This is a genomic window from Methylacidiphilum kamchatkense Kam1, from assembly GCF_007475525.1.
In the GTDB taxonomy this organism is placed as follows: domain Bacteria; phylum Verrucomicrobiota; class Verrucomicrobiia; order Methylacidiphilales; family Methylacidiphilaceae; genus Methylacidiphilum; species Methylacidiphilum kamchatkense.
This window is the reverse complement of sequence record NZ_CP037899.1, coordinates 631,113-655,512: the sequence shown is the minus strand read 5'-3', so window position 1 is coordinate 655,512 and position 24,400 is coordinate 631,113. Positions and strand designations below refer to the sequence as shown.

At 38.1% G+C, this 24,400-nt stretch carries 20 protein-coding genes; 5 read left to right on the top strand and 15 right to left on the bottom strand.

Going from position 1 to position 24,400, the window contains the following annotated elements:
- The first annotated feature begins 51 nt into the window (after positions 1 to 51).
- Complete coding sequence (locus tag kam1_RS03060; protein WP_143958238.1) at positions 52 to 525, top strand: L,D-transpeptidase family protein; 474 nt, start codon at positions 52 to 54, stop codon at positions 523 to 525.
- Between the two features lie 71 nt (positions 526 to 596).
- Here kam1_RS03060 and kam1_RS03055 read toward each other — a convergent pair whose 3' ends face one another.
- Both kam1_RS03055 and kam1_RS03050 read right to left on the bottom strand, forming a co-directional pair.
- Positions 597 to 2,162 carry a hydantoinase B/oxoprolinase family protein gene (locus kam1_RS03055; protein ID WP_143958237.1) on the bottom strand — a complete coding sequence of 522 codons (1,566 nt, stop codon included), beginning with the start codon at positions 2,160 to 2,162 and terminating at the stop codon, positions 597 to 599.
- 36 nt (positions 2,163 to 2,198) lie between these two features.
- Complete coding sequence (locus kam1_RS03050; RefSeq protein WP_039721168.1) at positions 2,199 to 4,274, bottom strand: hydantoinase/oxoprolinase family protein; 2,076 nt, start codon at positions 4,272 to 4,274, stop codon at positions 2,199 to 2,201.
- A gap of 215 nt (positions 4,275 to 4,489) precedes the next feature.
- On the opposite strand from kam1_RS03050, the gene kam1_RS03045 reads away from it, so the two are divergent.
- On the top strand, positions 4,490 to 6,127 hold the full coding sequence (locus kam1_RS03045) for a bifunctional aminoglycoside phosphotransferase/ATP-binding protein (RefSeq protein ID WP_039721169.1): 1,638 nt from the start codon (positions 4,490 to 4,492) through the stop codon (positions 6,125 to 6,127).
- A 128-nt stretch (positions 6,128 to 6,255) separates the two neighbouring features.
- Positions 6,256 to 7,164: a hypothetical protein gene (locus kam1_RS03040; RefSeq protein ID WP_039721170.1), complete on the top strand. Its 909-nt coding sequence runs from the start codon at positions 6,256 to 6,258 to the stop codon at positions 7,162 to 7,164.
- A 253-nt stretch (positions 7,165 to 7,417) separates the two neighbouring features.
- On the opposite strand, the gene kam1_RS03035 is transcribed toward kam1_RS03040, so the two are convergent.
- Positions 7,418 to 7,873 carry a hypothetical protein gene (locus kam1_RS03035; RefSeq protein WP_244946147.1) on the bottom strand — a complete coding sequence of 152 codons (456 nt, stop codon included), beginning with the start codon at positions 7,871 to 7,873 and terminating at the stop codon, positions 7,418 to 7,420.
- A gap of 987 nt (positions 7,874 to 8,860) precedes the next feature.
- On the opposite strand from kam1_RS03035, the gene kam1_RS03030 reads away from it, so the two are divergent.
- Complete coding sequence (locus tag kam1_RS03030) at positions 8,861 to 9,541, top strand: response regulator transcription factor (protein ID WP_143958236.1); 681 nt, start codon at positions 8,861 to 8,863, stop codon at positions 9,539 to 9,541.
- On the opposite strand, the gene kam1_RS03025 is transcribed toward kam1_RS03030, so the two are convergent.
- Positions 9,536 to 9,742, bottom strand: coding sequence for a hypothetical protein (locus kam1_RS03025; RefSeq protein WP_039721172.1), 207 nt, complete (start codon positions 9,740 to 9,742; stop codon positions 9,536 to 9,538). The genes kam1_RS03030 and kam1_RS03025 overlap by 6 nt on opposite strands.
- Positions 9,743 to 9,884: 142 nt before the next feature.
- Here kam1_RS03025 and kam1_RS03020 point away from each other — a divergent pair, with 142 nt between their 5' ends.
- A complete protein-coding gene (locus tag kam1_RS03020; protein WP_235277023.1) occupies positions 9,885 to 10,622 on the top strand; it encodes a helix-turn-helix transcriptional regulator in 738 nt (245 codons plus the stop codon).
- An 812-nt stretch (positions 10,623 to 11,434) separates the two neighbouring features.
- Here the strand turns inward: kam1_RS03020 and kam1_RS03015 are convergent.
- From kam1_RS03015 to kam1_RS02975, 11 genes are all read right to left on the bottom strand, one after another.
- Positions 11,435 to 12,088, bottom strand: coding sequence for a C40 family peptidase (locus tag kam1_RS03015; RefSeq protein ID WP_039721174.1), 654 nt, complete (start codon positions 12,086 to 12,088; stop codon positions 11,435 to 11,437).
- Positions 12,089 to 12,241: 153 nt separating this feature from the next.
- Positions 12,242 to 13,099 (bottom strand): transglutaminase family protein, encoded by an 858-nt coding sequence (locus kam1_RS03010; protein WP_039721175.1) that lies wholly within the window; start codon positions 13,097 to 13,099, stop codon positions 12,242 to 12,244.
- A 9-nt stretch (positions 13,100 to 13,108) separates the two neighbouring features.
- Positions 13,109 to 15,517, bottom strand: coding sequence for a circularly permuted type 2 ATP-grasp protein (locus kam1_RS03005; protein ID WP_235277025.1), 2,409 nt, complete (start codon positions 15,515 to 15,517; stop codon positions 13,109 to 13,111).
- A gap of 79 nt (positions 15,518 to 15,596) precedes the next feature.
- Positions 15,597 to 16,508, bottom strand: coding sequence for an alpha-E domain-containing protein (locus kam1_RS03000; protein WP_039721176.1), 912 nt, complete (start codon positions 16,506 to 16,508; stop codon positions 15,597 to 15,599).
- Between the two features lie 5 nt (positions 16,509 to 16,513).
- On the bottom strand, positions 16,514 to 18,031 hold the full coding sequence (locus tag kam1_RS02995) for a circularly permuted type 2 ATP-grasp protein (RefSeq protein ID WP_039721362.1): 1,518 nt from the start codon (positions 18,029 to 18,031) through the stop codon (positions 16,514 to 16,516).
- Positions 18,032 to 18,487: 456 nt separating this feature from the next.
- Positions 18,488 to 18,742 (bottom strand): hypothetical protein, encoded by a 255-nt coding sequence (locus kam1_RS10460; RefSeq protein WP_244946146.1) that lies wholly within the window; start codon positions 18,740 to 18,742, stop codon positions 18,488 to 18,490.
- Between the two features lie 8 nt (positions 18,743 to 18,750).
- The gene (locus tag kam1_RS10455) at positions 18,751 to 19,164 is read right to left on the bottom strand and encodes an efflux RND transporter periplasmic adaptor subunit (RefSeq protein WP_244946145.1); all 414 of its coding nucleotides are present in this window, start codon (positions 19,162 to 19,164) and stop codon (positions 18,751 to 18,753) included.
- A 17-nt stretch (positions 19,165 to 19,181) separates the two neighbouring features.
- Entirely contained in the window at positions 19,182 to 20,657 is a 1,476-nt protein-coding gene (locus kam1_RS02990; protein ID WP_244946144.1) for a site-2 protease family protein, read from the bottom strand.
- Between the two features lie 255 nt (positions 20,658 to 20,912).
- On the bottom strand, positions 20,913 to 21,818 hold the full coding sequence (locus kam1_RS02985; protein WP_143958235.1) for an efflux RND transporter periplasmic adaptor subunit: 906 nt from the start codon (positions 21,816 to 21,818) through the stop codon (positions 20,913 to 20,915).
- 92 nt (positions 21,819 to 21,910) lie between these two features.
- Positions 21,911 to 24,040, bottom strand: a complete 2,130-nt coding sequence (locus tag kam1_RS02980) for an efflux RND transporter periplasmic adaptor subunit (RefSeq protein ID WP_143958234.1) — start codon at positions 24,038 to 24,040, stop codon at positions 21,911 to 21,913.
- 39 nt (positions 24,041 to 24,079) lie between these two features.
- Entirely contained in the window at positions 24,080 to 24,391 is a 312-nt protein-coding gene (locus tag kam1_RS02975) for a PqqD family protein (protein ID WP_039721363.1), read from the bottom strand.
- Positions 24,392 to 24,400 lie beyond the last annotated feature (9 nt).

Below are 24,400 nucleotides of genomic sequence, written 5' to 3'. Positions count from 1 at the left end.
TTGGCTCCTTGTTGTCTTATTTTTTTCCTTTTTTTCCTGACACATGGAGTAATGGCTGAAAGAGAGAAAAATTATCAATGGATTAGAAGCCAAACGGAGGTTCAGATTTCAGAAATAATTGTTAGCTTATCGGAACAAAAAATCTATGCCTATGGTACCAATGGGAAACTCGTTGGCACATCGATTATTTCTTCAGGAAAAGAAAATTTTTCTACCCCAGCTGGAGAATACCAGATTATAGAAAAAGAAAAAATTCATTATTCAAACCTTTATGGCTATATTGTCGACCGTTACGGGAACATCCTAAAGCCAGGCAGTTCTAAAGAAAGAATTTCAAAAAAATGGCATTTTCGAGGAGCCCCAATGCCCTACTTCCTCCGCTTGACAAAGAGTGGCATCGGCATCCACGGTGGACCCACCACAGGCAGACCTATTTCTCATGGATGCATCCGATTACCTATGGATTTTGCTGCAAAACTTTTTACAAACACCCCTCTTCACACCAGAGTGCTTGTTTTCGATTAAAAAGCAAACTAAAACGAATAAGATTTTTTTCTTTCCTACCCTGCATTCGCCTAATTTTTGTTATGAACAACCTATTTCTTCATTCCCCAGCCACCACCACCTGGTGTTTCAATTCTTAAACAATCTCCTTTTTGGACGCTAAACACTTTTTTTGAGGGCAACCGAATTTCCTGACCCTGACTGATTAAAATATTTTCTCCAGGTTTACCATCTTCCCCACCCAAAAGACCATACGGAGCAAATTTTCTTCTATCCGAAAGAATCGAAACAGTCATTGGTTGCAGAAATTCTATTTCCCGAATGATCCCATCCCCTCCTTTTTTTTCTCCCTTGCCACCTGACCCCGCTCTAATGGCATATCTTTTCACTCGGATAGGCAAATTATATTCCATCGCTTCAATGGGAGTATTTAAAGAGTTAGTCATATGCGTCTGGACTGCACTGTCCCCATCACCTAAAGGTCCACCTCCCATCCCACCGCCAATGGTTTCATAATAGGTAAAAGACTCTGCACTCTCATAATGGAGGCCTCCAAAACTAAGATTATTCATTGTTCCACTGCTAGCCGCTGGAATCAACTCCGGGATAGCTTGATGCAAAGCTTTTAGAAGCACATCGACGATCCTTTGTGAGGTTTCAACATTGCCTCCAGCCACAGAAGCCGGATAGATGGCGTTCACTACAGTTCCCGAAGGAGCAATCAGCTGCACGGAAGATAATATTCCCGCATTAGCAGGTACTTCTTCAGGCAAAAGGGCGCGCAAGACATAAGCAACAGCCGAATGAGTAATGGAAAAGACGGCGTTGAGGTTCCCTTCGACCTGATGAGATGAGCCGTTGAAATCAATTAAAACACTCTTGCCTTTCTTTTGAATTGCCACTTGTATAGGAATTGGATCTGGAGAAATCCCATCATCATCTAAGAAATCCAAAGCTTTGTAGGTTCCATCAGGTATTTGCTCTAGCCTCTTTTGCACCATATTTGCTGTGTAATCAATTAAAGCGCTCATAGCCTCGGCTATCTTTTCTTTCCCATATTTGCGGACCATCTCCAAGAGCCTTTTTTCACCCACTCGATTTGCTGATAATTGGGCTGTCAAATCGCCTTCGCGTTCGGAAGGAGTGCGAACATTCGAAAGGATAAGATTTAATAGTGGCTCGTTCCATTTTCCCTCTTCAACTAGTTTTACGGCAGGAATACGCAACCCCTCCTGGTATATTTCTCGAGTTAAGGCCATCGAGCCTGGAGCTATGCCGCCAATATCTGAATGATGGGCTCGAGAAGCCACATAAAAAAAGGGAGTCCCATCAGCATTGTCAAGAAAAACGGCCGTTATCATGGTAATGTCCGGAAGATGCGTTCCCCCCTCGAAAGGATCGTTGAGAATTACCACGTCCCCCTTTTTCATGGGAATCGAACGAACAACCCTACGAACCGCCATCGGCATAGAACCTAAATGCACAGGCATATGGTCGCCTTGAGCCACAAGTAAGCCTTCTTCATTATAGATAGCGCAGGAATAGTCCCGCCTTTCTTTAATGTTTGGAGAAAAGGCAGTCCTTCGCAGGGTTACGCCCATTTCTTCGGCAACATAAATAAAAAGAGACTTAAATATCTCTAATTCAATCGGATCCATAATCCTCCTGAAATAAAAAAACAGAGTCAAAACCGATCAAGTCCTCTTGGAGATAAAAAGATTTCCATAACAGTCGACAGTGGCTTCAAAGCCAGGGTTCACAACTGAGGTTGCACTATATTCAACAATAATTGCAGGACCGACTATCCGGTTTCCTCCCTCTAGCTTTTCCCTTAGATAAAAGGAAGTGGGCCACTGCTTTTTTTGAAAATAAACTGGCATTGTCCCAATCAGAGCTTCAGGACGAGGGGTTTCTCCTAAGATTGGATATCTCGGAAAGGTCATCTTATCAATAACGCCCACCGCTTTTAACCGAAAAGTCACCGTTTCTATTGTTCTTGACCAGTCACAATAGCCAAACCTTTCCTCATGCTTTTGGTGAAATTCTCTTTCCAATCTCGTACTGTAAGGAAGGCTAATCTCAAAAGATTGGCCCTTATACCTCAAATCAATATATCTGCTAAATAGTTGTCTAGAACTTGGTATTCCCTCTTCTTCTAGATCTTTCTTAGCTTCTCTTTCTAATTTTCTAAAAAAAGATTCGATCTCTTCCTCCTCAAATGCTTCCAAGGATCTGATACAACTAAAAGAATAATCTTTGACAACATCAGATAATAACACGCCCAATGAACAAAATAACCCTGGATCTCTTGGCACCACAATAAGTGGAATCCCAAGAGCTTCCGCTAAGTCACAACCATGTAGTCCACCAGCTCCACCATAAACCATTAAAGAAAAATCTCTTGGATCTAGTCCCTTAGAAACAGTCATAAGCTCGATAGCTTTAGCCATTTGTAAATTAGTTATATCCAATATTCCCTGAGCAAGTCCTATGACTCCTTTTTCGATTCCCCCTTCCTTTTGGATATACTCGGCCATTTTCTGTTGGCAAAATTGCTCAAAAAGTTGCCAAGTCCTTTGTCGATCCAATCGTAACTGCCCACCCAAAAAAAACGTATCCAGTAATCTGCCTAAAATAAGATGCGCATCCGTCACCGTTAAACATTCTCCTTTCCCATAGCAAATCGGCCCTGGATCGGAACCGGCACTCTGAGGACCTACCCGCAAAGCTCCTCCCGCATCAACCCGAACGATCGACCCACCCCCCGCTGCAATCGATTTTATCGAGAGGATAGAACTGCCAAAGGCATATCCCCCAATTTCACCTTCTGTCGTTCTATCCATCTCTTCACCCACGAAAAAACTGACATCAGTTGATGTGCCTCCCATATCAAGTGTTACCACTCGTTCTAAACCACAACTGCGAGCCACAGCTGCTGCTGCACACACCCCTCCAGCTGGTCCGGATAAGATCGTCAAAAGTGGTTTTTTTCTGATCCCATCCACCGATAATATGCCACCGTTAGATTGCATTATTCTGAAAAAAGACTTTCTTCGACAATGAGAAAGAAGCCGATGTCCAAAACGAGAGGCAATCCATTGATAAAGAGATTTCAAAGCCCCTTCGAGATATCTTGAAATTACAGGACCAATCATAGCATTGAGGACTGTCGTCGACGTTCTTTCATATTCCCTATATTCAGAAAGAATTTCATGCGACAAGCTTACCTGATAGCCTTTCTGCCTTAGGAATAACCCAATCTTCTTTTCGTGGATGGGATTAGCAAAAGAGAACAGGAAAGAGACAGCCACGCTTTCTACTTGCTCCTCTTTTAATTTGTCTATCAGAGTGTCCACAGCGGAAAGATCGATAGCCTCTATTACTTCTCCTTCTTTTGTGACTCTTTCAGGAACCCCAAAGCGGAGGTGTCGTGGAATAAGACAAGGGACTTTAGATGGCCCAAGTTTATAGAGGCTACGCCGGTTCTGCCTACCAATCTCAAGGACATCCTCAAAGCCTTTGGTAGTAAAAAGAGCTGTCTTCGCACCTTTGCCCTCAAGAATAGCATTGGTTCCAACAGTTGTACCATGGACAATTTCAAAAGCACTCAGACGATCAAAAGAGTTAAGCAGTTCTTTGATTCCTTCAATTAATCCTTCTTCAGGTCGCACACTGGTCGACCGCCGTTTTAACCTTTGAATAGAACCCCCATCATAAACCACAAAATCTGTAAAAGTGCCTCCTATATCCACACCAATTCTAACAAACATATTCCGACAATCCTTAAAGCTTTATTATTATAATGCGTTCTCTCCAACAAAACTCAGAGCACTAAATCTTGTTCAATCCCTCAGTAGTCTTTTGCCTTTCCTTTTTCGCTTTCCTTTTATATCCTCTTTGGAAAGGGTTCTTAAGAAAAAAATCATCCCAACAACTACCGATGAATCAAAAAGATATATATCCTGAAATGTAAAAAAAAACACATATGAATAACGACAAAAAAACAAAGGACGATCTTCCATCTCAAGAAGAACTCTTAAAGTTTCTGTTAACCAAACATTCCTATCCCCATAAGCCTAAACATATTCGCTTTGTTCAAACCCATGCATCCTATGTTTTTATCGTTCCTCCTTTTGTTTACAAAATAAAAAAACCAGTGAATTTTGGATTTCTTGATTTTTCTACTCTCGAAAAAAGACGTTTTTTTTGCCAACAAGAAATTCAGTTAAATAGGCTCCTCTGTCCTGATGCATACTTAGGAGTCATTCCTATTTTCAGAAATTCTTCGGGTTTCTTGTCTTTTGATGGCCCAGGCACTGCCGTCGAATATGCAGTACAAATGCGTATGCTCCCGCATCGTTATTTTTTCAAAAGATTACTCCGTAGGAATTGCGTGCAACTAGCGGATATTGATAGGATTGTCTCAAAGCTGTGCCAGTTCTATAAAGAAACCGACGGGGGAGCGGATATTGCTTCATGGGGTACCATCGAGAAAATTAAAAAAAATACCGATGAAAACTTTGAGCAGACCCAATCGGTCATCGATATAACCGTCAGCCGAATCGCCTTTGAGTCGATCCGCTATTTTACAAACCGTTTTTATGAACTGTATCCTGACCTTTTTGAAGAGCGAGTACAGCAAGGTTGGATCAAAAATTGTCATGGAGACTTGCATCTTGAACATATTCATTTGCAACCTAAAAATATCTGTATTGTCGATCGGATTGAGTTCAATGAAAGATTCCGGTTCATAGACATTGCCTCTGACATTGCCTTCTTAGCTATGGATCTTGATTATAATGGCCGACCAGATTTGTCTTTTTTCTTTTCAGACCGTATGGGGCAAGAATTAAAGGATTTAGGCCTAAAAAAACTGCTTGATTTTTACAAGTCCTACCGTGCTTACGTCAGAGGGAAAGTCGAAGGAATGACTGCTCAAGATCCGCTCGTTGATCCAGCGAAGAAAAAAGAGCATATTGAAAGGGCTAAAAAATATTTCCGCCTTTCTTTACAGTACGCTGCGATCGGGTCTAAGCCTATTCTTTTGGTGGTTATGGGAAAAATAGCGACAGGGAAAAGCTATTTGGCGCAAAGCCTTGCAGAGGAGCTTGACTGGAAACTTTTTTCTTCTGACAGGATCCGTAAAGAGATGCTAGGCCTAGACATTTATACAAGACCTGAAGGATCAATTCGAGAAAAATTATACTCAGAAGAAATAACCTCTAAAACCTACGAACGATTGATCCATAGCGGACTTATTGAACTCAGTCAAAACAAAGGAGTCGTACTCGATGCTACCTTTGGACGAATAGAACAAAGAGCATTGCTTTTGGATGCATTGCATTCAAAAGGTTACAACTCTTTATTTATAGAAGTGCAAGCGGACTTACCTACAAGGGAAAAAAGGCTTGCAGAACGAACACTCTATCCTTCTATTTCTGATGCACGTCTAGAAGATCTCACTCTAATAGATAGCCTTTATGAAGAGCCTATGGAACTTCCACAAGACCGTCTGTTGAAGATATCTTCAACAGAACCGCTCATGCTTTTATTGAGTCGTCTTTTCCATATTCTTTGTGATCGTCACTTGCAGCAATTGATGCAAGGAAAAGCAAATATCTAAACTTCCGTTTTAGCTCTTCTTTAATCAAGCCAAAAAAAAGATAAAAACGATAAAAACTGGCATTCCCTTTGCTTTTATTTATACACCAAAGTACTTTTTTCTCCAATGAATGCATCCGGATACAGCTAATGGTTATCCGTACTTTTCTTTTTATTTTGCTTTTGTTTGCTTTATCGAATTTCGCTAAAGCCGACACAGTTTTTTGGCCTGGGGAAGAAGTCGCTGCGCAAGATCTAGTTGAAACAATGAATTCGCAGGACCCAGGGAAAGGATGGCTTGGCAAATGGAGAAAAATGGCCGCAGAAACACGAGATAGACAGCCCAAATGGCTTACTCCTCTTGTTACTTCAACTGCAAGGCTCGAGCAGAGAATCCGCTATGATGTTTATTATGAAACTCTCCCAACCGGCAATAAAGGATGGGATTTTGGTTCAGGCAAAGGTGTATCTCTGATTGTTGGGCCAACCATCCAATTTACTTTTTCTCTACCAGAATACTTATTTTTTCCTGGCCAAGGAAGAAATGACGGCTTTGCAGGAGAAACTTTTCTTGTTAGGAACCGAATCATGGCTTCTCCTGAAGGTCAAAAAAATTATTGTTTTTCTGTACAATTACAAGCTGTTTCTCCGCTTGGCACTACGATTCCCGGCCCTCAAAACCACTGGACTTGGGCCCCTACCCTTCTTTTTGGCAAAGGATGGGGTAATTTTTCTATGCAATTGAACTTTGGGACTCGATGGACTGATGGGAATAACACTCATTCAGCACTGCCCTATTTCTATAATGTCGCCTTCCAATATCGAATCGGATATGTTACTCCAACAGTAGAAATCACCTCTCAATCTTCCTTCGATCAGCTCTATTTTATAAATGCCCCAGGACTTTTTGTGGTCCCGGAGGTGTTGATTGGCCGTTTTGCGTTCAAAGATGATTGGAAAGTCTACTATGGGTTTGGTTATCAAATTGGATTGAATTCCCCAACAATAGAAAAAAAATACGCCAATGCGTTGATCATGAAATTCCATCTACTCTTTTAAGCTTTTCTCCTCCCCACTTTGTTATGCAAAGAGGAGGATTTTCCATAGCCAAGGGCAAAGGAGACTTTGTCTTTATTGTTCGAATGAAGGGCAATTCTTGTGAGCAGATGTCATCATGGCTGTGCTACCTTCATGGCTTCCTTAATCACTATTCTGTAGCAGTTTTTCGGTTCTTAGCTAAGCCGCGTAACTAAGGGACTTATGGAAAAGATCAATGATATTCCATTAAGACGATTTAGTCCAATGGAAAGCTTTAAGGCAAAATCCCTAATTTTTCGTATGCCTCTTTTTGTAGGGGATAAATCTTATTTTTTAAGGCCAAAGCTTCGGCTCGTAATTGTTCCTCGCCTTTTTCAGCTAATTCCCTTTTTGCCCAAAATGAAGCAATACAGCCTACTTCTTGAGAACTTAAACCAATCTTTGGAAGATCTCGATAAACAGCACAAAAAGAACAATAATGAACGAATTGTATTTTCGAATTTTTATTCGAAAATAGTAGCACTCCTTTTCTTTCATTTCCATCTTCAGATATGAAATAAAAATCCTCTCCATCCACACTGGTTGTTCCAATATAATCATGGGTACAATCAAAAGCTAAATAACTGCGAATAAAAATCTGCTCGCCTTCAGGGAACTGATCCAGAAACCTCAAAAGCCTTGGAGTAGCAAAAGGGGTTTTAGCCGCTCTTAAAGCTAAGAGCTCCGACAACTGCAAAGCAAAGAAAGAGCAAAGGAAAAAAATTACAATTGACCATCTCCTCATAAATGCTCGAAGGATTAAAACAAAACTTCTAGTAGCTGTTTCAATAATTTTTAAACATCAGCAAAAAATAGAACTAAATAAAACGTTTCTTTTTTAATATTTCCTTCAGAGATGTCCATCGAAAAATTGCTTGTTGCCAAGAACCTATATTTCCTTGATTTTTGATCCCTCATTTAACAAATTTTTAACTTTTATACAAAGCAAAATATCCAAAACACTCTTTCTTCTCCTGAAAATTGACTTTCTCTCAAACGGCTTTTCGCCTTCACCTTATCCTGATGAAATCAACTATTGCGAATACGGTTGAGGTTCGAGTTGATCTAAATAAGCAAAGAAATTGGTTCATTAATACTCAAATCATCAGCTTACTCTTTTGCTCAATTCGATTTCAAAACTTTGGATAAAACCCCATGGTAATTTCTCCCATCCATATTCTTTCTGCTATGGTAGAAAAAATCGTCTTTGAGATCGCAAAAAGTCTCACCTAGAAAGCTCCAAACGATAGGTATGGATCAAATTTTTTATTGGTTATCACAGCTTGTTTATAAATCTATCAACATCTAATCTTTTCAATATGCTTAATAGTACATCAGAGCGACATCATTTGGTGGATCCTATTTTATAACTTTTTCTTTAAAAAAAATAAAAGGACGGCTTTTTAATGTTTTTTTAAGTGAAAAATAGGGATTGACCTGGATATAGTTTTAAATAAAATAAAAAAAATTTAGATAAGATGAATTAAAAATGATAGAGAAGAATGGTTTTGTCATTTATTGATGAAAATAGTTAATAAAAAAAATCTTAATAAAACACAATTTCTTAAGTCCAAGTATTGGAAACAATCAGAGTCACATTGTTAGCTACAAAAAAAATCTTCTTTTCTTTTCCTCTTAAAGAGAATGGTAGTGAATCTCTTTTTATTAAGGCATTTGTATGATCTTTATCCTTGCAACATCAAACGAAGCTTACATTCGATCTGTTGAAGAAGCTACAAAGCTTCTAAATAGCCAACTAATTACCGTAAACCATTTAAGCGAATTTTTTATCCAGCTCATTTTTAAAACTTATGATGCTGCCATTATTGATCCCAAGACTCCCACCAACTTTCCTTATCTAGAAATTGTTGAGAAATTAAGGAGCGAAGGCATTCTACTACCCATTCTATTAATTGACATTGATTTAAATGCGCAAAAAAGAATCATTGCTTTAAGAAAAGGCATTGAAGTTTTTATTCCAAAAGATTTTAGCCCGGAAGAGCTTGCCGAACATCTACAAATACTCATTAAAAAAAGAAAACCAGAAAAACATATCTTGAAAACTGGGAACCTCACCGTTGATTTAAAAAATTCTAAAGTCTGGAAAGGAACCAGAGAAATAAAACTGACTCCAAAAGAATTTTCTTTGCTGGCCCTATTGTTATCAAAAAGAAATAATATTGTATCTACCGAAGAAATTTGTGAACAAATATGGGGTAATTCCTCTAAGATTAGCTCGATCCAAAATGTGATTCAGGTACATATGTGTGGGTTAAGAAAAAAACTTGAAAAAAATACCTTAAAAAATTTCATTACCACTGTTCGAGGTAAAGGGTGGATAATCCGGGATATTTTATAGATTCTCTTCCTTCGATTCATTAGAATTTGTCTTGGAAATGCCAACGATCTTTTCTATTTCAGCTATCCTCAATTCAATCTGGTCAAGCATTTTTGCCAAAGATTCCATTGCTGTCCATATCCTTTCGTTTTTGTTATAATCGATGAGTTTGTTAAATAAATTAATTAATTCTGTAGTAATAAGTTGATCATTTTTTTTCATAAGCGTTAGTATTTAATAACATAATTTTTTTTATGCAACTATTCACTTGATTAGGGAAAATAACTTAATTATTCTTAATGTTCTTATTTTATTCATCTTTTAAATAATGGAAAGTTTTTCTTTTCTTAGTAAAAAAGACCTTATGGATACTTTAGATATCATTAATTCTTCTATATTTATCAAAAAAGAAAAAGAGCTAAGGAATCTCTTTGGGAAAGTTCAGAATATTCTACCTTCTAGGCTGATTGCTTGCGGTATAGTAAAAACCAATGCTGATTTAAAAATAGAAAAAATCCTTAAAATATTTAATCATAGCTTTCCAAATGATCTCATTGCCTTTTATCTAAAGTTACAATATCAGAAGATAGATCCCGTGGTGAAGACAGCACTTCAAAACGAAGGAAGAATAGTCAGAAGAACTGTCATTTTTAAAAACTATCACGACAAGTTAAGAAAAGAATACATCAAAGACGCCTCTGATATAGGGCTTCTAACAGGCTTGAGTTTTGGAGTTGTTGAACGTGCAAATAGCATAACTACTCTATTCTCTTTCTGTGATAAGGATATTGAAAGGCATCGTCGCCACGAAATAGTCTTAGGAGTCCTTATGCATCATCTCCATATGTCTTTTCTTAAATGCTGTTTGCCAAAAAGTATTCAAAGATTAGAGAGTACCTTTTTAGACACGTTAACCCATCGAGAAAAAGAGATATTAAAATGGATTAAAGAAGGAAAGACTAATTGGGAAATTTCCTGTATCTTAAACATTAGTGAATCAACAGTAAAATATCATTTAAAAAATATATTTCTAAAACTTGATGTTACGAACCGATGCCAGGCTGCTGCAAAAGCAATTCAGACAAGATTATTGGATCCGTAAGTTACATTTCTAATACTTATATGCATTATTTATCTTTTGGTAAAGAAACAAGCGTAACATAAGTTAAAATATACTTTACACATCTTCTACGATCTGAACATTAGACGTTCTGAAATAATAATTATCTTATTTTTTATTTTTTTTATTAAGGTGCTTTCTCCTCTTTAGAACAGAAAGCATTTATGATTTTGGTTTTTAGTTTTGTTTTTACTATTATTGCAATATTCTTAACAATAAATAATATTATTTAATCGAATTGATTATACGTTTACATTTCACAGATAATGAGGGACTCTATTGTTCTTATTCGTATACTTCTATTTTCAGAAGTTCTTTTCTTAAATTGGATTTTCGGCAACATTAGCAAGATTTTCACTAGCATTTACTTACATCTATCTAGAATTAGAATACCTCTTATAAAATTGGGGGAAAGTCATGGCTTCTTTTATGGCATGAATATTGGTTAATTATACTCCATGACTTTGCAAACAAAAAATGATAATCGGTTATTTCTAGAGAACTGGAAGGTTTATATTGTGGTACTTTATGGCAGTTATGATTCGCATTTAAGATTCTCTAATTCTTTCCATCAACTTTTCTTTCTTTAAACATTCTTCTCTTCCTTATAAGTTAGCTTTGATATATAAAAGATACTTCTGGATTTCCACGATCACAAAAACGATAGGACAATTCGCAATGTTTTATAGTCATAATTCAATGTTGTGTTTCATAATACCCTCATGAGATAATTTTTTCTCTTTCTATGGCTTTTTATAGTTTGCATAACCATCTTTCACCTTTTTTTATAAATGCTAGTTTTCTTCCAATTTTTCTATCCCAGGAATTTTTCCGTAGCCAATAAACTTTGTGGAACTATTCAGATGATAATGAGGATTTGCAAATTTCATAAAAAGATCAAAAACACTAACCCCCCATCTTCTTTTCCCATGATAGGTTCGTCCATCACTTGAACCAACCATTACCCGTTCTCCTGTTTGTTTTTCGTGACCAAGATAAATCATGACGTGAGTAATGGGTGGATCATTGGTTGTCGGATAAGTTCCTATCCAGAAAAGAAGATCGCCTGGCTCCAGTTCAGATAATTCAAAACTTTCTTGGTTGTTACTCAACACTACTTTGAATAATCCTTCTTTTCTTACCCAAGAATAGATTTGAGAAGCACTTCGCGGAACATCCTTCAATCCTATTTGGGTAAGAAGATAATAAATAAATCCAGAACAATCCATTCCTCCTTCCTTTGGATCGGCTGACCCATAAAGGTATGTCAAGTTTTGGTGGGTCAATGCCAAAGCTTTTGTAATGAGTAGTTGAATAGGTTTTGATAATTTTGGAAATTCGATCAGATCTTCTGGTTCTAAAGAAGCATTGGGAAAGGTATCTGCAGGCTGGGCATGATCAGAAGAGGTAGAAGCAACAATCGATGATTCAAACCGACTAAAAAGCATCCATAGAATTAAAAGAAAAAAAAATTCATTGTCTTAGCTATAATGCAAGGAATTTTCTAATAATTAAAGCGATTTGCAGTCAATTTTTCGTTTTTTTTCCTGCCATAAAATGAATACAACAAATTCTGCTGTAATGATTGTTCCACATTACTCTCACACCCTTTCTACCTGAACAGCGACCTTCAACTCCTGCCCATGATACCCTTTGAAGATCCCACGTAGCGGAGCCACATCATCATAGTCTCTTCCAACAGCTATTTGAATATGATATTCTCCTTCCACCGTATTGTTTGTGGGATCGAATCCAACCCATTTCTTGTTAGGTAGATAGACTTCGACCCAAGCATGCGTTGCCGCGCCGATTGGTTGTTTTACAGAAGACTCTTCTTTGATTGGCTCAATATATCCACTAACATATCGAGCTGGAATACCCGCAGAGCGAAGGATAGCAATCATCAAATGGCTATAGTCCTGACACACTCCTTTTCTCAGTTTCAACAGTTCGGATACAGAGGTAGAAATATCAGTTGTTCCAGGTGCATAAGAAAGAAAGTTATGTATGAATTGGTTCAGTTCGAGCAATGCCTCAATCAATGGCTTTTCTTTTTGAAAGATCTTTAAGCTGATTTCTTTGGTTTCTGGAAGCAAAGGAATATATTTTGATGGAAGTAGAAAATCAAACAGCTCAAACCTTTCAAAGCCATAAACAATCAATGCTTCACTAACGCTAAGGCTTATGCCTCCAAGGGGATCCGGATACGGATGCGTAAGAACGATACTTTTAGTCTCAACGATTAATCGATTATGTTTAAAAGGAATACTAAAAAATGAGGTCTTATTACCAAAATAATCGGTATAAAAATAAATAGGCACTGCAGGCGCAAGGATCATTTCGTGGCTTAAAACTGTCTGTCGTATGCAATTCTGTGGATGGCATCTTAACTCAGAAAATGATTCCAATGCAGCTGCCGTGTACACATATTCAGTCGTATGGGATATAGAAAATTTCATTGAGGATGATCAATCAGTTGCAAATTTTCCTTCCTCCATGACCACATTTTCAAAGGTCGATTGATGGGTCAAATACTCATCAGAAAGGAGAGAATGAAATTCATAAAATTCCTTTTCTATCTCTTCAATCCACTGTGTAAATTGGGTAATGTTGTCTTTGTCTTTCTCTTTGTTTGAATCAATTTCGTCCGCCCATCGTTTCAATTTTGCCTCCATATACCGAACAAATGAAAGGGGTTTTTGTGACATGTTTCGAATCCTTTCAGTAAATTGCAGCATCGCTTCGATCTGGCTCAAACAAAAATAGATTGAACGAGGGAACTGCCTATCGAAGAGAAGAAGTTCGATGAGATTCTTTGGAGAAAAGGGATAATGATAAAGACTTCTGTAAGCATACAAGGCCGATGTAAGCTTCAGTATCCATTCCAAGGCAATCTGAAGGAAAAATCCTCGGAACAAAGCCTCTTTTTTTTCTGTGATCTTTGTACAAAGTTTAATTAAGTGAAGACTAAACTTCCCTTTTTCGTAAAATGTTCCAATCTGAAAAAACTTCCAAAGCTCGTTGCGTAGAAGATGTTCATTAATGATAGCAAGGAGCCTGTCTGAGGCTATAGAAAATTCGTTTAATCTTTGATCATAATTAATAGAAGATCTTACATGAGGTTGAGTTTGAAGACTAAAAAAGAGTGAGCTGAGGGCAAGCCATACTTCAGGAGGAAGGGAGTCGCGAATTTTTCTTCCATTATCATAACATCTCGATATACAGCTGACCACTGAATCGTACCAATCTGTTCCAGCGAAAAAAGAAGAAAAAAGCATCGAAAAATCTATTGGTCCTGCTGAATGAAAAGAATGTGAAGGAATTACAAAATAGCCGAGGACTTCTGATAAAAGATTCTGAAAAGCTTCTCCACGCTCTCCTTTCATTGCCTCATCTCCATAGGATCGAACTGTTAGTAGCATGTGATTGAGTTGCATACTCCTAGTCAGATATCGTCCCATCCAGTACATCGATTCAGCAACTCGGCTTAAAGGAGCAATGCGACTTCTCATAGAAACACTGACACATGCATTTACATTTGAAAAAGACCAAGAGTTATTTTCTTGCAAAAGCCAGACGTCTTTATAGAGATGCGACTGATTATTTTCCTGAAATGTAACATCTGAAATAACTTTCCCAAACATAATAGGCAGCAATTCAGGCTGTCCATTTTTAACAACTCCAAAAAGGACCAAAGCAGTCGGTTTATGTGAAAGGGTAGTACGATAAAAAGAAGGGAATTTTTTTAACTGAGGCTTTTTTTGAATGACCAAGGATCTACAATCTAATCTAGAAATTGTCTTTTCATCCTTTCCAAGTAGCTTTTCTAAAACTACACTATGTCCATTCCGGTCTTTTAGGAAATAATTCTGGAAGCTGTCCAGAAATAGCGAAAAGACATCAGGATCATAAGCTGGATAAGTAGGCAAAGAGTTGAGCAGCGGCTTTTCTCCTAAATAATATCGGATCATTTTCGAAGTGTAAGATTGAAGGAGTGGATCGGTAGTAATCCCGCAACCAGCTGCATTGATGAGTCTAAGAGTTGCTTTACGCAGACACCAGAAAAGCCCAGCTATCCCTTCTTGGGCTCCACAACGGGTTGCAATTGGATCAAGCAAACTATCAGGCAGTCTTCGAAAAAGAATGTTAATCGGTTCCAGTCCACTTAGCGTTTTCGCATAAAGCTTTCCTTGCAAAACAACAAGATCAGAGGGTAAAAACATAGGAATGCCCATCCTTCTAGCCAATATCGCTGCTTCCCAATCCTCAGCCGTTGCTGCAACAACGGCGATCTGACAATTTTTATCATCAGATAGATTCTGACTAAAAGCCTCGAGCATCCTTTCTGGAAAACCAGTTAAAGGCATAATTTCCAAACCTTCAAATAGCTGTGGCAAAGCCTCTTTGAGTCCTTTCCTAATTTCTTCTGAAAGCATGAGGTTGCGCGGCTGTTCCAGTTCGTCTCTCAATACAATCCATTTCCCCTTTTCTTCTTTCGCTACTTCACAAGAATAAATGTAGAGATATTCTCCACCAGGAGGTTCTAACCCCACGCATTCACGCCTATATTGGTCGGAAGAAAGAAATGGTTCAAAAGGAATGACTTTATCTTTAAAAATCGATTTTTCAAAGTAGAGGTCTTTTAAAAACCTTCGCCAAGCCAACATCCTCTGTTCCACCCCTACTCGAATCTCCATCCAATCATCCACAGAAAGAACCAGAGGCCATGGATCAATATAATAATCTAGGTTCTCTTCATAGAAAGAAGGACAGACTCCGTTCAGTTTAAAATAAAGAGATAGAGATTGCTGGGATTTTTCTAAGTTCTCCTCATCAAGGAAAGCGGCGTTCTTTAAAATATTTTTCCAAATGATCACAGTTTAATATTTTTATTAGTGTTAATCAGTTACATTGAAATATTTAAAAAGAAAAATAAAAAAAAATTGTGCAACAGTTTTAACCAATAGCTGACAAAAGGTGCTGGTGGATCGAATTGCATGCGATTTGAATTTCTAGAAACAATTTTTTTTTGTTTTCTGATGAAACTTCTTTCTGGCAAGAATCAACGACATTGTCCAAAAGTTCTTTGGCTGTTGACTGAGCAATATCTATTGTCCACACTTGAGAGACTATTCCAAAACAGCCAATGAGTTTTTCCAATTGCGATAGAATCGAGTAGGGATACCTGTTTGCAATTAAGATAAAAGAAGCGATCTGATCAAAGCTTAGCGAAGCCAATCCTACTTTTTTTCTAAACAGGTCCAAAAGAAAGAGCGAATTAAGAAAAGCTTCCCACTCCTCAAAAGAAGGATTGTCTTTGTTTTCCGTCGGATCGTAGGCGAAAAGAAAGGCTGCAAAATTTCCAATTTTTTCAATGTATTCACCTACTTTTAGCCATGCCCAGAGTTCATCTTCTTCGAAAAGGTAGCTTTCCAGCTGATCAAACAAGAGCATTTTTTCAATAGTCGTTGTAATCAATGGATAATGAGAAGGTTGCAGACTCGAAGTGACTGTTGTCGAAGAAAGAAGAAAATAGGCCTCGTTTAGTTGCTCCCAAAGCGCAACAGGAAGAATATCCCTCAAAATTTTCGCGTTTTCTCTGGCTGAAAACAAGGAAGACAAAGCAGATAAGGGATTCTCGCAGTCAAACAAAAGAAAAAACAGGGACATGGGTAAGGAGCTATGGGTAGGATCTGAAGCACTGAAAATACGCATTCCTTTTTTGATTCTTTGCCAACAATAGCCCCATTTTTCTTGACTTGCTTCCAAACCATATCCCAGATAGCTTTTGCCAATATTCAAACTGAATAAGGCTCTTTCCATGTATCTGGCCATCCAATAAATATTTTCTACCCGATGATCTATCATAAGCTTTACCCTCCCTCATTCTCAATGATCCATGTATCTTTGCTTCCCCCTCCTTGAGACGAATTGACTATAAAAGAATCCCAGCTTATAGACACTCGTGTTAACCCTCCAGGAACAACCCTTGGTTCCTTACCCATTAAGACAAAGGGACGCAAGTCAACCCTTCGTGGTTCAATTCCCGAACCGCTCATACAAGGTAGTTTTGAGAAATGGATCAGTGGCTGTGCAATATAATTTCGGGGATGGGCTAGAATTCTTTTTTTAAATTCTTCTCGCGTTTTAGAAGAACTTACGGGTCCAATAAGCATCCCGAATCCACCGGATTGATTCACTTCCTTAACAACCAACCCCTCTAGATTATTCACTACAAAAGCCTGTTGCTTAGGATCTACACATGAATAGGTTTCAATGTTCCTTAGGATGGGTTCTTCATCCAGATAATAACGGATCATTTTTGGAACATACGGATAGATGGCTTTATCATCTCCAATGCCACAACCGGGAGCATTGATCAAACTAAGTCGACCTTCTATAAAAGAGCTAAACAATCCTCTAACTCCAATCAATGAATCCGGCCGAAATGCGACAGGATCCATGAAGCTTTCTTCGATGCGTCTATAAAGAATCGATATCCGTTTTTTATGGGTCTTAGACTGGAAATAAAGAGTTCCATTTTCAACAACAAGATCTTTGGGTTCGACAAGTGGTATTCCCATCTGATTTGCAAGGAATGCATGTTCAAAATAGGCAGAATTATAAGGGCCTGGAGTCAGCACCGCCACCACTGGTTCTTGAGAAACCTCAGAAGGATGAAGATCGAGAAGGGTTTTTAAAAGAACTGTGGGATAGGATTGTATAGGCAAAGGTTTGTTGAGTTCGAAGAAAAAAGGACAACTCTCCTTTAAAACTTTTCTGCAATTCAGCATATAGGCAGCCCCACTTGGGATCCTAAGGTTATCTTCGAGTACGACAAAATTTCCATTTTCGTCTTTGAGCAGATCACAACCACAAATCGCTGCGTAGATGCCCCTAGGCACTTTCACTCCAATCATTTGAGAAAGAAAACCTGAAGAGCTTAAGACCAACGCTTGGTCAATACCCTTTTCTTTTAGAATCCGTTGCTTTCCATAGACATCTTCTATAAATAGATTCAAAGCCATTGTTCTTTGAATAAGTCCTCTTTGAATCTTGTCCCATTCTCTTTTGAGGATAAGTCTCGGAAGAATATCGAAAGGGAAAATTCTTTCTTCGGTTTTCTCTTTGGCGTTTTTTAGTACGAAGTGAACACCAAGCTGCCGTAACCTATCATTTGCTGTATTCTGTGCGCTGAGTAATCTATCCCTTCCAACCCTTGAAAGGATAAGCTCCCACAGAGCTTTGTATTCTTTTTTCGGTTCACCCTTTGGATCTAAAGATTCATCAGGGCCATCCAAAAGGAGTTTTCTATAATTCTGAGAAAGAAATTCAAATCGCGTATCCTTTTCTCCATTTGCTTGAGAAATCTGAGGAATTGGCGCTCCCATCTTTTTTCCTTCAAGCAAAAATTGGACCAAAGCTATTAAAATTAAAAAAAAAGCCTCTACAGAATCTTCCCTATTGCTGATTCCATATGGTGTGTATCATCCATCTTTTTTTATTTTGGTTTCCTATCGATTAATCATGCTACATAAGGATCAATAGCAGCACGCTGTTTTACAACACATTCCTTTGGCTCAATCTCTCCCAATACAGGGCAAGAGAGCTAGTGTTGTTTACATCAATAATTGCATAACCAATCCATCAAGAAGATGTCTAAAGTTTCAGAAGCACTAGTAGTTCCATTGATAAGACTGCCTTTATTCCATTGTATGGATCGCAATGCTATGAGCCTGAAAGCTCAGACTGCAAGATTGCAACTATCAAAATGACAAACAAACATATCCAATAGGAGATTGAAGCAACAAACTCTTTGCGATGTTTTATGGTTAGAAGCTGCCAATCTATTCTTCATGTTTATAAAAAAGAAGGGCAGTCAAAAACCGATAGATTTTTTTGCCAAGTATCGTTTTTCTACCTTTAATCACAATTTTGGCTCTCAATCCCTCCACCATAAACTGAGAAGGGCTTTCCACTGGAATATAGGCAAAATAAAAAGGATTTTTTTCGTATTCTTTTTTTATATTCGAAGGAATTAGTGGAACTTTCCCTCCATAAGGAACAAGATGACCAGGATCAAATTCAGAGACATCTGCCATTTTTTGGCTCACATGGGCAACATGACTATGAAATATTTTTTTGTGCTTATCCAGATCCCTTTGACTTCAGCTCCAGAATACACAATCCTTGATTGGGATTGATTCAGTGGCGCTACAAGCGAAAAATGATGCATGTCCCTAATTTTGAGAATGGTTTCTCCGGCTTTAAAATATCTTCCTTTCAAAGATTCCACATTTGGGCTAACAATGATGCCATCAATAGATGAGCGGAGAAAAAGCTGTTCTTTTTTTTTCAAAAAATAATCGTAACGGCTCTTCATTACTTGAATTTCTTTTGACTTAGAGGCCTCCTCATCCTTTTGTTGAAATGTTCTTTTGTTTGAGAACCCAACCATTTTTAAGGCTAAATCAAGTCTTGCAAGCTGTGTCTCAGTCTCAACTTTGTCATTTCTTAGTTTCAATAGCGGCTGACCTGGTTTTACCTGTTCACCACTATAGACCCATATCTCCTGAACAATCCCCCATCTGGACTCGTTACATTTTGTCCAAAATCTGATCGAACCACTCCCACCGTCCGGACCTTTTCTCTTACAGGAAGCATACAGAGTATGCCCAAGGCAACCCCTCCTATGGCTACCCATTGAAGCTTGCAGAGGCTCTTTTTTATGCCTTCGGTTTTAGAGATCATCAAGAGGGGTTGAAAGAAAATCCTTAATAAAATAGCCATTACAAAAGCAACCTCTAAAGAAAATCCTAAAAATTCGCCTACTCTTTCCAACCCTATCGGCTTAAGAAAATTTCTAACAACTTGGCCAATCGAATGACAAAGATAAGCCATGTAGACTGTAGACAAAATGGAATAAATAAAAAAGATCCATGCATTTATGGACTCGTTTTTTTTCCCTTGATTAGATGGATCTTGATATCCTAAAAGCCATTCCTGGAGTTTTGCTGTGCAATACGCAAAAGATTTCTCCCGAAGATTTGGTATTTCAAGCAAATCAACTAATGCATAATAGCCATCAAACTTCATCAAAGGATTGAAATTAAAAAAGAGGGTCGTCACACTAGCCGTAACCATAAGGTTAAAGGCAAGATTTTTTGCCAGACCTAAGGGAAGAAAAACCCAAAAATAAGCGGCTATGGAGGCAACAATTAATTCTGTATAAACTCCAGCCAAGCCAACAAAAATCCTTGCTTTCTTATCCGGAATCACCCAGCTATCTGAAGCATCCACATATCCTACAGGGATAAAAAAGAATAAGCCTACACCCATTTCATGAATCTCTCCCCCAAAACGCCGGCATGTAGTCGCATGCCCAAACTCATGAAGGCTCTTGTCAATGATGATGGCTAAATAAAGTAAGAATATGTTTTGTGGAGAAAAAAACTGGATCTGATTGGTTATAAAAGAAGTGCGATGGAAAAAAAGAAAAAGAAGAGTGAAGAGCCAAAAACAAACGGTTAGCACTACCCCTTGAAAAGACCACAACCACCAGAGACGATGAACAATCCTGTCAAGCCAAGAAGAGGGACGAACAAGGGGAAATTTGATGAAAAAAATCTTTACAAAAAATTTGCTTAACTGATGAAAAAAAGAAGAAGCTTTTCTGGGGAGTTGATCCATCCATTGGTTTGCTGGAAGAATAGTCAGATTTCTTCGACTAAGAATTGAAGCAAATCGCAGCACTTCTGCCGGATTAATCTTCCGATGCGGCCAGTGGGCATTAAAAATTTCAGCTATCTCTTCGGTTGTTCTTTTCCCATCGAAAAGGGTGGCAAGAAAAGCTTCTTGAGGAGGAAACCTATAATAGGAAAGTCCCAAGGGGTCTTTGACAATATAATAGGTTTTGTTACCGAAAATTTGTTTCTGAAAAATTAGATCAGTTCTTAATCTATAAGGAACAATTTTTTCTTTTGTCGTTGACTGTTGGCTGAATCCTCCCAAAGTCATAATTAAAAATCAATTAATCTCTTAGAAGCTGACCGCAAACAATTGTCAGCCTAGCAAGAGAGAGGCAATATTATTATCTCTGGCCTTCGTAAATCCTTTTTTTCCTATCAGTAATACTTGTTTTACCGTGAAGTTAACATCCAAAACCATTCGAAAGACAAATTTCATCGTCGATTCTTTTTCTATTAACATGTAATTGTTGAAAAAAATAAATGCTAACTCAAAAAAAATTCCCCTAAGCACGCTCTAGATTTTTCATTTGATCTTTTCTCCTACATTCAAGCCTATGATTGGAGAATGGGAAGGGAATTCCTTTTTATCTTCCGGTATTACGACCTCAGCAGTAATCCCCGCAACCACTTCTTTTGAGGCATGCATCACCAGTTTTACTCTAAAAGTCCCACTAGCAGGATCAAGGAAGGGATCCACATACACAACGGTCGCTTCCACTCTTTTTCCAGCACAAGGTCCATCAACCAATTCAACGGAAAGTTTGTCTTTGGGATGCAATTTTCCAAAGTGTTTTGAATCGCAATAAATTACCATTTGAAGTTCCGAAACATCAATCACTCGAGCCACCGGTTCCAATCTTTCCACAGACTCTCCCTCATTCCTTAATTTTTTAAAAAATACACCCTCTATAGGAGAGCGGACCATTTTGGATTCTAGCCGATTCTGAGCAGTTATTAATAAAGCCTTGGCTTCTTTTAATTTATTTTGAGCCATTTGATATTGATATTTAGCCTCCTCATATTGTTTAGGACTAACGATTTCTTCTTTGTACAACCCTTCAATTCTTTTAAATTCCACTTCTGCCTTTTCAACTTCAGCTTCATGCACTCCTATTTCTGCCTCAGCTCTTGCAATCTCTGCTTTTTCATCCTCACTGTTTAACTGGGCTATGATGTCTCCTTTTTTGACACATGCTCCTTCTTCAAAAAAAAACTTTTCGAGGATCCCAGAAGCCTTAGCACTCAGTCTTAGATCTGCAATGGGAAGTAGTACGGCTCGGTAGGAACCTTTTTCTTCCAGTAGAGGCTCTAGGGAGGATTCAGATTGAGTAGCATCAAGATTGTCTTTAATAAACAATTCTTCTCCTTTTAAGGCCATTTTCCACCAAAGCAAAAAACGAACCCAAAAGACAGAGAAAATACACTCCATTTTCTCATTATGTTTTTCATTAAATCTTTCTTTTCTATAAAGAAACAATTTTATATCGATCTATTTTTTCTCCCCAGATACAATCTGAGATTCTACCAAAAAAACACATGAAGCCTGAGAAACCCAATGACATCACGAAAAGCTATATAGGCCAATGGCCTAAGCCCCACATAAACCTTCGCCTGACCACGTAATCCTTTCTTCAAAAGTAGCGGATCGATGTTTTTCTCTTCCCATGGAATGATCAAAGAAAATTCATATTTTTTTCCTTCGGTCTCTACTCCACTAATAAACTGGGAAAGAGATCTTAAAAGAAGTCTATAACTTTTAGATGGATCAGCAGCAAGTCGAAAAGACACCACAAGCGGCTCTTTTTGTCTTTCAATCACCCGGCCTAGATATATAAAATCTTGTTCTCTTAAAGCAATCTTAACTTTCCAATACCTCGGATCAGCAAGTTGGACTAGAACTTCTCCGACTTGCGGGATATCCCCTCTCCGAGACATTAAATTACTGGGCCCCATGACAACTCCGTCGATTGGAGCTCGAATAGAACTATTATGAAAGTCATTATACAAACTCTTTAGGACCGCTTGGGATTTTAAGGCATTCAGTCTGGATAGCTGCATTGCTGTTTCCTGTTTCAAATTTTGAGCAAGGTCAGCTTCAGCCATATTTTTTTTATAATCCTGTTCTACTTCTTTTATCTTAAGAAGAATATTTGTCGGATCCAGCTGAATAAGCAGTGTCCCTTTCTTCACATAGTCTCCAATTTGAACGTGGATCGATTCGATTTTTGCTGAGACCAGGGCAGGAACTGACATTTCAAAAGAAGGAATTAACACCGCATTCCCCTTTATTTTCATTGGTAGAGGGAAAAAAGCTACAATGAGGATCAATACAAGCAAAGATGAATAAAAGACCAAAGGATTTAAAAGAGGATGAGTCCTTGTCGTTTTGGAGAAAATCCAAAATTTTTTCTGGTTGAAATAGGCTCTGGCAACGCTTTTGCCTCCAACAATCGCAATCTTTTGTAAGAGATTAAATAGATCTAGACTTGGAATGATCTTTTCCTTCCCTTCCCAGGAAATAAACCCATAAACTCTTTGTTGCTGATCCATCAAAGGAAAAGCAGCTAGCCAATTCATAGGAATATTCTGAAAATAACGCATTATAGCCAAAGGCCTCTCCTTTGTTGCAGATTCCCGCATAGCAAAACCGATCCGTAGCGGGCTACTTTCTTTTTTTTCGACCGTATTAATCTTCTGATCTTCTATTGCTTGTTCTTCATCAAAAAACATAGCAAAAACCGATTTTTTCGGTTTCGGCGGTAGGTCTTGGAAATGATGAGGATTGGCAGCTCTGAAAAGGGCTATTCCAGCCTCTTTTAATAGAAGTGCTTGATCTGACTGCTTATGGATTTTCGAAAGAGAACTGACCGCTTTGAGTTCAAACACATTGGCCTTTGCAAAATCCTGAGTGGTTAAAAAAGAAAAACCTTTGTTTGTTAAAGGAACAGTAAAGAGACAGGTTCGATCGCAACCAGCAATTTCCCGCACATAATTAACAACTAAAAACTCTATTCTTTCTGTATCGTTTTCCACTGCCAAGTCTTCTAGACACTTCAGATAGAGTCCATCGGAAGTATTGGAAAAAGAAGCCTGGGAATTTTGAAAAAGAAGTTTTCCAGCAAAAGCAAGCGCCTTTAAGCAATTTCCAAGGGTGCTACTAAGCGAAGAAAGCCATCTATATTTTTGGTCAAGTGTTTCTGTCTCTTCTAACCAGTAATGGACGACTCCCCAAGAAGTATCTCCAAAAAACAGTGGGAAAAAAAGATGATGTAGACCAGTCGTATTGTAACCTTGAAGTGTTTCATGCTGTGGATGATTGGAGTCTATGGCCGATGGAGTCTTTGCTAAATAACAGGAATGCTTTTCTAAAAAGGTTTTGTTGAACCACTGGATAAAAAAAACTCTCATTTCGTAATCAGTTTCCCATTGATTTGGCTCTTGAGAAGAAGACCAGACTATTTCCCAACGACCTCCAATAAACCGACCGATTCGCATCCCCTTTATGCCGATATTTAAAATAGAATATTGACTAACAATTACAAACAGGTCTTCTGGTTTTGAAAAAGAGCCAGAGAACAATAGAAGTCTTTCAAAAAAGGTATCTGGAGGGAGTGAAAAAAAAGAAAGCAATATATTTTTTTCACTTTCCATTATTTCACGCAGTAAAATAATCTCTATGCTAAGAAATGATTAAGCCAAAGGATCCTTTTGTTGGCCTTGGTCTATGACCAAAAGGTTCTTTTCTATAAGCGCTTTGATTAAACAATCTATGTCGTTTTGAATTTGAAAAGGATTCCCTTCGAAATGCTCAAGCACCCATTTTTTTAAGGCATTGACATCTCCACCATAGTCGATCAGTTTTTTCCATACAACTGTGCCATAGACATCTAGCCTATAATAATTCCAATCTACTGTATTGAGAAGAATCAATTCATTTTCTATTTGTTCATAACTAATCCACTCTGGGATCTTCACTTTTTTACATGAGCTAGCAACATCCATAAGCAACCT